A 9,891-nucleotide genomic window follows, 5' to 3' on the forward strand; every position below is an offset into this window, starting at 1 on the left:
CTCGCTCCCACATTGGAATGCATTTCCTGTGGGAGCGAGCCTGCTCGCGATTAGGGTGCGAAGCGCCCTGCTTTCAGGGTTTGACCGGCGGTTTGCGCAGCAGACTGAACGCCATCGCCGCCAGAAACAGCACGCTGAGCAGCAAAACCGCCCACAAGCCAAATTTCTTCCAGTCGGTACTCGCTGGTGCCTGAACGGGCGCGGCAACCGGCGCAACCACCGCTGCGCCATCCACCGAAGCCTTGCCAAGCGTCGCCAGTTTCGCCACGTTGTAATCCGGTATCAGAGTCGACAATGGCAGGTTCGCCGCCTTCACCGTCGAGTTGCCCAGCGCCAGCGTATAAGGCCCAGGCCCGCGCGCCAGGAACACCAGGTGCGTGGCGCGCACGGCAAACTTCATCGTCGGCGCCTCTACCCCCAAACCACCGCCCCGCTCATCCACGGTCAGCTTCATTTGCTGCACGGTTTGCCCCGACAACTGCAACTCGTTTTGCACCACGTCCTGACCGTTCTGGGTCAAGCGATAGAGCAAACCACTGCTCAACGGTTGCCACGGCAGGCTGCTATCCCGACGACCGGACAAGGTGACCGGCGCCAGGCTGTTGGGCTGACTGAGTTCGACTTGCACCCGCTCGACATTCATCCCCATCGGCAATTGCCAGGTGTATTCACCCGCCTTCACAGTGCTGCCAGCCAACGATTGCGACCAGACCATCGGCAGCGGCAAACTGCGACTGCTTTGCAGTTGCGCCGAGGTCAGAATCGGTGCCGATTGCGGCGTCTCCCACAACAAACGCAAGTAGCGAGCCGACTGCCCCGGCAGTCCAACTTCATGCTGCTCCACCCGCTCGTCGGCAACGGTCAGGCGCGCCACCTGCCCTTCGCCCCAGGACTGCCAATGCTGCAAGTCGTCGCTGGCCTCGATGCTGAAACGCTGGAAGCCGTCGCGCTCGCTGGTCCAATCGAGAATCAACTGCTGCAACGGTGCCTTGATGGCGCTGGCGTCGAGCAGCCAGCCACGCAACTCTTCTTCGCCCGCCTCAAGCTGACTGGAGGGTTGTACTTCGACCAACGTGCCGTTGGCGTTCGATTGCACCCGTACGCTCGGCGCGTGCTCGGTGGCGTCCGCCGAGTTGTAGAGCGGGAACCATTTGACGTCAGTCAGCGTGCGGTTTTCTTCGGCTGGCGTGGTTGCCCGCGCCAAGGCATAAGCCTGCGGCTGGCCAACGGCGTTGAACACGCGGACATCGCTCAGGTCGGTTTGTCGTGCATTGAGCTGCACAGCCAGCGGCAGTTCAAGGCGATACCACGGTCCTTCGCCACTCACCGTCAACGGCACCTGGGTAGCGAAATCCGCCGGTTTTTCCTGGGCGCCCGCCGAGAGTGCCACGCCCATTGCAACGACACCCAACCAGCTCAAGTTCAGCTTCTGCCTCAAGATGACATTCCCCCATTTTGCGCCGCCGGTTTCTCGGCATCCGCCAAAGCCTCGACGCGCTTTGGCGGCAACGGGGCAAAGTAGCCCACCACCAACAGCAATACGCCCACGCCTATAAACGATACGATCCGCGCCAGCCCGCCGCGGTTACTCAGTTCAACAAAAAACAGTTTCGCCACTACTACGCCGATCAATGCGGCACCGATCAGCCAGACCTCGCGGCGATGACGTAAATGGCCGCCGATCATCAGACCCAGGGCCATCAACGTCCAGACAATCGACAGACCGGCCTGCACCCGCATGGATTCGAGCAGCGCATCGAGCTCGAACGGCACAGCGCCCCAGTGGTGAGCCGTGCGCATCACCAGCGCAGTAAAGAACACGAACAGCGAGACTCCAGCGATCAGCTGTGTGGCGTAGGTGCCGTAATCCTTACGCACGCCCAGTTGCGTCACCGCACTGCGGGACCACACATAGACGCCAAACAGCGCAAACAACAACCCCAGCTCCAGCGGGTTGATCAGCGGCACGTAGGGCAGCGGCTCGGCCGTGCCGTCACTGAAGGCGTTGGCCAGCCAGAACCAAACCAGCATCAACAACGCCAACGGCGCGGCGGCATACACGCGGTATTCGCGGGAATAGTCCGATATCGGCCATGGCCAGTTTCGTGGTGCAGCCATCATCACCAGATACAGGCTCGGTAGAATCGCCCAACCCAGCCAGCGCCAAGCGTTGTACTGCTCGGACAACAACAGCAAGCCATAACGCAGTTGCAGTGCCAGTACGCCGATTAACAACCAGCAACCCAGTACATGGGCGACGCTGAGTGCCCGCTTCGGCAACATCGGCGCCAAGCGTCGCAGCGAAATGAAATGCACGACAAACACTGCCGTCCATGCCAACCAGCCGAAGTTGGCCGCTGGGTGATAACGCGAATGCCAAGCGACCAGTAACAACAGAGCGGCAGCCGGGATCAACAAGGTGCAAAACAGCCCCAGCGATGGCCATTTAAGACGCAACGCGAGCGCGGCCCACAATGCGACGCTAATCGCCGCGATGGCGAGCAACAGCGTCACTTGCAGCGCCAACGGCGCGAACCGCAACACCTCACTACTCCACGCCAGCGCCCACCAACCGGCACCCCACACCAGCATGATCTGAGACAAACGCTGCAAATTCAGGCCTGCAAGCGCCCCGTCCGGTTTACCCGATTGCAAACGCCACGCCCCGATCAACCCCGCCAAGCCCAGCACCAGCGGCGCCCAGAAATCGCCATGGGCCAGCGGGCGCAAACCTTCGTCAAGCAACGGTGCGGTCACCAGGAACAACCCACCACCCAGCCATTGGACGGCCATCGCAGTGAACACAAACGCCCGCGATGGCAGGAGTAGCCCCACAAACAACGTAATCAGCCCGGCCAATGCCCAACTGATCGTCGTGCCATGGGCAAAGAAAAACAGCGGCGCCAGCAGATAAAGAAACGCCAGCCCCAGACAGGCCAACACCCATGAAGCCTTGCGCTCCCACGGCGCGACTTGCTCGGGAAGGGCTTTGTGCATTAGGTAGAAGCTGAACAGCAACGCGACACCGAGCAGCAACGCACCTAGTGGCGCCCCATCAAGCAGGCTGCTCTGGCCATCGCCCAGTTCGCTGAGAAACGTCAGCGCCGAGCCCAGTTGCAGCAGCAGCGCGAAGGCCCGAGCCAACGGTCGTTGCTGACGCAACCCGAGCCAGAAGATTCCCGCGCCCTCCACAGCCCATGCCGCTGTCGTCCAGCGCGCGTCGAGCCCCAGCGGAATGGCCAGGCTGGTGAAAATCACGCCCAGGGCCAGGCAGGTTTCCGCCAGCAATAACGTGCGCCCCGCGAACAGCCAACGCGCCAGTCCCAAGTAGATGAAGCCCAGCGCCAAAGCGCTGAATGCGACGGCAAACTCGAGATGCTGAACCAGCGCGAACTGCAAACCGAAGCCCACCAAGGGCGGACCGAACAGCAGCGTACCGTCGACGTAATCGCCTTTGCGCGCCGACCAACGCAGCAGAACCTCACGACCGCCCTCTTCGGGTGCATCGCCCAGCTCCAGCAGCTTGCGTCGGGCGAACAGTAATCCGATGGCCAGGTACATCAGGAAGAACAAAATCAGGAAAGGTTCGGTACTCCATAACAGCTCCGGTGTATAGGAGCGTGCACCCCAGGCAAACCCGATACCGAAGGTGCCAACGAAGCCGATAACATTCAGCAGCCGCCAGGCTTTGAACCAGGCGATGCCGAGGATGCCGGCGTTGAGCAAGGCGAAATAGCTGAACAATGCAACGTGACTGCCCGAACCGGTGGAGGCCAGGATGGGTGCGGCGAACCCGCCCAATGCGGCAGCCGCCGCCAGTCCCAGGGAATCCTGGGTAACGGCGAGAATCGCCGAAAACACCGTCACGGCGACCAACAGGCCAAACGCCGCGGAAGGATCGAGCAGCGGATGCAGGCGCATCGCCGCAAACACCGTCAGATACAGCACCGCGATCCCGGCGCCTTGCAGCATCAACGCGTAATTGCCGTTACGGGCTCTGAGCCACCAACCGAGTCCAAGCAATCCCAATGCTGTCGCCGCAACACCGGCATAACGCAACTCGATCGGCACCACGATGCCTTCCGTGGCGTAGCGCAGCAGGAAGGCCAGGCCAAGGAACAACAGCACCACGCCGACCCGCAACACGGTGTTGCCACCGAACAACCATGCGCGGGCCCCGTTGATGGCACGTTCGATGAAGTTTGGGCCGCGAGGAATGACAGGCTGTTGCGGGTCACGGACAACCGGTTCCGGTTTCCAGGCATCGACAGGCGCTGGACGACTGGTCTCGGTGTGAGCAACGGGTTCGAGTTCGGGAGGCAGTTCCCAGATTAATTCCGGGGCTTCGACAGGGGCCTGCGCAACTTGGATATCAGGGATTGGGGCGATGACCGCTTCATTGGTCTGCGGCGCCTTGACACCAGACACCTCCAGCACCGCCAACCGTTGCTCGACCGCATGCAGAGCAACCTTCGCCTGCTCAAGCAGGTCACGCTGCGCATTGGCCTGCGAGCTCAAGCGGCTGATGCGAATAGCCTGACCGATCGCCAAACCCAGCAACGCACCCAGCAGCGCATCGCTGAATGACTCGTCGAGTATCCAGCCCAGCACCAGGCCACTCAGCATGAACATCCATTGCATTGTCGATATCCTTGATCGCAATCCTGAAAGACTAGCGTAGCCAGCCCCAAAAAGATCGCAGCCTTCGGTAGCGCCTACATGGAAACGCGTTCCAATGCAGGAGCTGCCGAAGGCTGCGATCTTTTACGGTGCGTCAGTATATCGATACGGCCGAATTCTTACCCCAACGCCTTCCAGATATCCGTGGCGTACTCACGAATCGTCCGGTCGGACGAGAACCAGCCCATCCGCGATGTGTTCAACACTGCTGAACGCCACCATTCCTTGGAATCGTGCCAATGGGCTTCGACTCGCATCTGCGCGTTCCAGTAGGAATCGAAGTCGGCGCAGACCAGGAAGCGGTCGTAGTCCACCAACGAATCGATCAGCCCGGTGTAGCGCGACGGATCATCCGGCGAGAACACCCCGCCGCGAATCGCTTGCAGCACATCGTTGAGCCGGTGTGACGCGGCAATGTCCGGCACAGCGCTGAACTCATGATTCTGCTTGCGTGCTTCCACCTGCTGGGCGCTGAGGCCGAAGATGAACATGTGTTCGGAGCCGATGCGTTCGCACATTTCCACGTTGGCGCCGTCCAGCGTACCGATGGTCAGCGCACCGTTGAGGCCGAATTTCATGTTGCTGGTGCCCGACGCTTCGTAACCCGCGGTGGAAATCTGCTCGGACAAGTCCGCAGCCGGAATAATGCTTTCCGCCAGGCTGACGTTGTAGTTGGGCAGGAAAACCACCTTGAGCAAGCCGCGCACGGTTGGATCGTTGTTCACCACCCGGGCGATATCGTTGGTCAGCTTGATGATCAACTTGGCCTGGTGATAACTGGCGGCTGCTTTACCGGCGAAGATCTTCACCCGTGGCACCCAGTCGATTTCCGGCTCGGCGCGAATCGCCTGATACAACGCCACGGTGTGCATCAAGTTGAGCAACTGGCGTTTGTACTCGTGGATCCGCTTTACCTGCACATCGAACATCGCCGCCGGGTTGACCGCCACCCCAAGTCGTTCATGAATCAGATAGGCCAAGGCCTTCTTGTTATGCAAACGCTGATCGGCGAAGGACTTGCGGAAGGCTGTCTTCTCGGCGAACGGCTCCAGATCGAGTAACAGCTCCTCGGGCTTGTCCAGCAGCTCCGGGCCAAGGGCATCGACCAGCATCGACGTCAGCTCCGGATTGGCCTGGTACAGCCAGCGGCGGAAGGTAATGCCGTTGGTCTTGTTGTTGATCCGGTCCGGATACAGCTTGTGCAATTCAGAGAACACCGTTTTTCGCATCAGTTGCGTGTGCAATCCGGATACGCCATTGACGCTGTGGGAACCGAGGAACGCCAGGTTACCCATGCGTACTCGGCGACCATTGTCTTCTTCAATCAGCGACACCGCGCGCAACACGTCAAAGTCGTGAATACCCTTGGCACGCAGCGAGTCGATATGTCGTGCATTGATCAGATAAATGATCTGCATGTGCCGTGGAAGCATGCGTTCCATCAGACCCACCGGCCAGGTTTCCAGCGCTTCGGGCAGCAGGGTGTGGTTGGTATAGGAAAGCGTGTCGACCGTCACCTGCCACGCCGCATCCCACGCTACATCGTAGACATCCACCAATTGGCGCATCAGTTCGGCGACGGCAATCGAGGGGTGAGTGTCATTGAGCTGGATCGACGCGTGATCGCCCAGGGTCAGCACCGAGGTATGCATGTTGCGATGGCGACGCAGCAAATCCTGCAGGGACGCCGCGACAAAGAAATACTCCTGACGCAAACGCAGTTCCTGGCCCGCTTCAGTGCTGTCCGCCGGATAGAGTACGCGGGAAATACTTTCCGCCCTTGCCACTTCGGCAACCGCGCCCAAGTGATCGCCTGCGTTGAAACGCTCCAGATGCAAGTCTTCCATGGCCCGGGCACGCCACAGACGCAGCGTGTTCACACTCGCCCCGCGCCAACCCACCACCGGCGTGTCGTAGGCAATGGCCCGCACGGTTTCCGCAGGGTGCCAGACTTGTTTGGACTTGCCCGCTTCATCGATCACCGTCTCGACGCCGCCGCCAAAACCGATTGGATAAACCACCTCAGGCCGCTCGAATTCCCATGGGTTACCGAAATCCAGCCAGTGTTCGGTTTGCTCCTGCTGCCAGCCGTCGACAATGGCTTGGCGGAACAAGCCATGCTCGTAACGAATGCCGTAGCCGTGACCGGCTATACCCAATGTCGACATGCTTTCCATGAAGCATGCGGCCAGACGCCCAAGGCCGCCGTTACCCAGCGCCGCATCAGGTTCAAGAAGACGGATGCGTTCAAGGTCGACACCGAGTTCGGTCAGGGCTTCGCGCGCCACGTCGAGCAGGCCGAGGTTGCTCAGGCTGTCGTAGAGCAAACGACCGATGAGAAATTCCAGCGAGAGGTAATAAACCCGCTTTTGTCCTTTGCGGTAAATCTGCCGCGTGTGATCCATCCAGTGCTCGACCATGTGGTCGCGCGCCGCCAGTGCAATGGCTTCGAACCAGTCGTGGTCGAAGGCGTGATCCGGATCTTTGCCCACAGCGTAAGTGAGCTTGGTCAAGACGGCGTCGCGGAATGCGGCCACCTCTGCTTCGCGAACAAGTGGTTCTTGAGTCATCAATAAGACCTCGAGCGAGCTTTGAGTTGTCTGAGCCTAGACGGTCTGACAGGCGGTAGAGGCTCTTGTTCGGCAGTTTTTCCTACAAGTGCGAGCGGGTCCGGCAATTGATTGTCGTGAGCATTATTCGATGCAGGTGTTGTGCCGGTTTAATCGTGTTATTGGCCTGTGCTGAAAAAAACTGGCGAAAGGTTGTTCAAAAATCCACCAGTCCCGGTATGATCGCGCGCCCTGATGCACACGCCTGGTAACAACCGATGATGAAGCCCAACCTGATCGCCGCCGCGGAGATCGACCGCCTCGAAACCTGGGCCAAGTACACAGCCCCGATGTGCGGATCCTGCATGTCCAGCTGCTGCACCCTGCCCGTCGAGGTCAAGATCAAGGACCTGATCCGTATTGGCGTGGTCGATGAGTTCGAGATGGGCGATCCACCGAAGAACATCGCCAAGCGCCTGCAAAAGGAAGGGTTGGTCGAGCGCTTCAATCAGAAATCCGGAATCTTCACCCTCCAGCGCATGAGCAACAACGATTGCCTGTATTTGGATCGTAAGAGCCGTCTGTGCACTATTTATGAAAAGCGCCCGGATACTTGCCGCAACCACCCAAAAATCGGCCCGCGGCCTGGGTATTGCGCGTACAAGCCAAAGGAAGTGGTGCGCGAGACCAGCGGCCGCCGGACGCTCGAGAAGTTCTGATCCCTCCTGATATCTGTGGCGGCTGAACTGCCGCCTTCGCTGGCAAGCCAGCTCCCACAGTGATTGTTGTCGTTCACAGATTGCATGTACGACCCAAAACCCTGTGGGAGCTGGCTTGCCAGCGAAGAGGCCAGCACAAACACCACAAAAATCCCAGACAAACAAAAACGCCCCCGGCCTTTCGACCGGGGGCGTTTTCGTTCAGCCGGGGCTAATTAAGCCTTGGCTTTCTTGGCAGCGCGGGTACGCTCGCTTTCGTCCAGGATCTTCTTGCGAAGACGGATGGACTTAGGAGTAACTTCGCACAGCTCGTCTTCCTGGATGTATTCCAGAGCCTGTTCCAGGGTGAAGCGAACAGGTGGAACCAGAGCGATGGTTTCGTCTTTACCCGAAGCACGCATGTTGTCGAGCTTCTTGCCCTTGGTAGGGTTAACGCCCAGGTCGTTGTCACGGCTGTTCTGACCAACGATCTGACCGTTGTAGATCTCCTGGCCGTGTTCTACGAACAACTTGCCACGAGCCTGCAGGGTTTCCAGGGAGTAGGTCAGTGCCTTGCCGGTTTCAACCGAAACCAGTACGCCGTTCTGACGGCCGGACATGTGACCGGACTTCACTGGAGCGTAACGATCGAAGATCGAGGTCAGGATGCCAGCACCGTTGGTCAGGGTCAGGAACTGGTTACGGAAACCGATCAGACCACGAGCAGGGATGTTGTATTCCAGACGCACACGGCCTTTGCCATCCGGCACCATATTGCTCAGGTCGCCTTTACGCAGACCCATCTCTTCCATCACCTTGCCCTGGGATTCTTCAGGGATGTCGATGGTGACGTTTTCGAACGGCTCTTGCTTGACGCCGTCGACTTCACGAATGATCACTTCAGGACGGCCCAGGGCCAGTTCGAAGCCTTCGCGACGCATGGTTTCGATCAGTACCGAGAGGTGCAGCTCACCACGGCCGGAAACCTTGAACTTGTCAGCCGAGTCGCCTTCTTCAACGCGCAGTGCAACGTTGTACAGCAGCTCTTTGTCCAGACGATCCTTGATGTTACGGGAGGTCACGAACTGGCCTTCTTTACCGCAGAATGGCGAGTCGTTTACCGGGAAGGTCATGGAAACGGTTGGCTCGTCGACGGTCAGAGGCTTCATCGCCTCCGGGGTGTCCAACTGGCACAGGGTGTCGGAGATGAACAGCTCGTCCATACCGCTGATGCAAACGATGTCGCCTGCTGCAGCTTCTTCAACGTCTACACGGTGCAGACCGTGGTGACCCATCAGCTTCAGGATACGACCGTTACGCTTCTTGCCGTCGGCGCTGATCGCCACAACCGGGGTGTTTGGCTTGACGGTACCGCGAGCGATACGACCAACACCGATAACACCCAGGAAGCTGTTGTAGTCCAGTGCCGAGATTTGCATCTGGAAAGGACCTTCACGGTCAACTTTCGGCGCGGGTACGTGGTCAACGACCGCTTGGTACAGCGGGGTCATGTCTTCCGCCATGGCGGTGTGGTCCAGACCGGCAATACCGTTCAGGGCCGAGGCGTAAACAACCTGGAAGTCCAGTTGTTCGTCGGAAGCACCCAGGTTGTCGAACAGGTCGAAGATCTGATCCAGAACCCAGTCAGGACGCGCGCCCGGACGGTCAACCTTGTTGATCACGACGATTGGCTTCAGGCCAGCTTCGAACGCTTTCTTGGTCACGAAACGGGTTTGCGGCATAGGGCCGTCTTGAGCGTCAACCAGCAGCAGAACGGAGTCGACCATCGACATTACGCGCTCTACTTCGCCGCCGAAGTCGGCGTGGCCCGGGGTGTCCACGATGTTGATGTGGTAGCCGTTCCAGTTGATGGCGGTGTTTTTCGCCAGAATGGTAATACCGCGCTCTTTTTCCTGGTCGTTGGAGTCCATCACGCGCTCGTCGTTGAGCTCGTTGCGCTCCAG

General features: G+C 59.4%; 5 protein-coding genes. 1 reads left to right on the forward strand and 4 read right to left on the reverse strand.

Annotated features, from left to right (window positions below; genetic code table 11):
* Positions 1-73 precede the first annotated feature (73 nt).
* From ACRESJ_RS14355 to ACRESJ_RS14365, 3 genes are all read right to left on the reverse strand, one after another.
* Positions 74-1,438, reverse strand: coding sequence for a DUF3999 domain-containing protein (locus ACRESJ_RS14355; RefSeq protein ID WP_431758475.1), 1,365 nt, complete (start codon positions 1,436-1,438; stop codon positions 74-76).
* The gene (locus ACRESJ_RS14360; RefSeq protein WP_431758476.1) at positions 1,435-4,641 is read right to left on the reverse strand and encodes a DUF2339 domain-containing protein; all 3,207 of its coding nucleotides are present in this window, start codon (positions 4,639-4,641) and stop codon (positions 1,435-1,437) included. Before ACRESJ_RS14360 ends, ACRESJ_RS14355 begins: the two co-directional genes overlap by 4 nt.
* A 158-nt stretch (positions 4,642-4,799) precedes the next feature.
* Positions 4,800-7,250: a glycogen/starch/alpha-glucan phosphorylase gene (locus ACRESJ_RS14365; protein ID WP_431758477.1), complete on the reverse strand. Its 2,451-nt coding sequence runs from the start codon at positions 7,248-7,250 to the stop codon at positions 4,800-4,802.
* A gap of 257 nt (positions 7,251-7,507) precedes the next feature.
* Here ACRESJ_RS14365 and ACRESJ_RS14370 point away from each other — a divergent pair, with 257 nt between their 5' ends.
* Complete coding sequence (locus ACRESJ_RS14370; protein ID WP_431758478.1) at positions 7,508-7,948, forward strand: YkgJ family cysteine cluster protein; 441 nt, start codon at positions 7,508-7,510, stop codon at positions 7,946-7,948.
* Positions 7,949-8,163: 215 nt separating this feature from the next.
* Here the strand turns inward: ACRESJ_RS14370 and typA are convergent.
* A partial coding sequence (gene typA, locus ACRESJ_RS14375) for a translational GTPase TypA (RefSeq protein WP_431758479.1) occupies positions 8,164-9,891 on the reverse strand: 1,728 nt, incomplete at its 5' end.

The sequence above is a fragment of the Pseudomonas sp. genome, from assembly GCF_050739655.1.
Lineage (GTDB): Bacteria > Pseudomonadota > Gammaproteobacteria > Pseudomonadales > Pseudomonadaceae > Aquipseudomonas.

Bases quoted from the DNA above. Each gene is read 5' to 3' on its own strand.
- ACRESJ_RS14370 (WP_431758478.1), top strand. From the start codon at position 7,508: ATGATGAAGCCCAACCTGATCGCCGCCGCGGAGATCGACCGCCTCGAA.
- ACRESJ_RS14360 (WP_431758476.1), bottom strand. From the start codon at position 4,641: ATGCAATGGATGTTCATGCTGAGTGGCCTGGTGCTGGGCTGGATACTC.
- ACRESJ_RS14365 (WP_431758477.1), bottom strand. From the start codon at position 7,250: ATGACTCAAGAACCACTTGTTCGCGAAGCAGAGGTGGCCGCATTCCGC.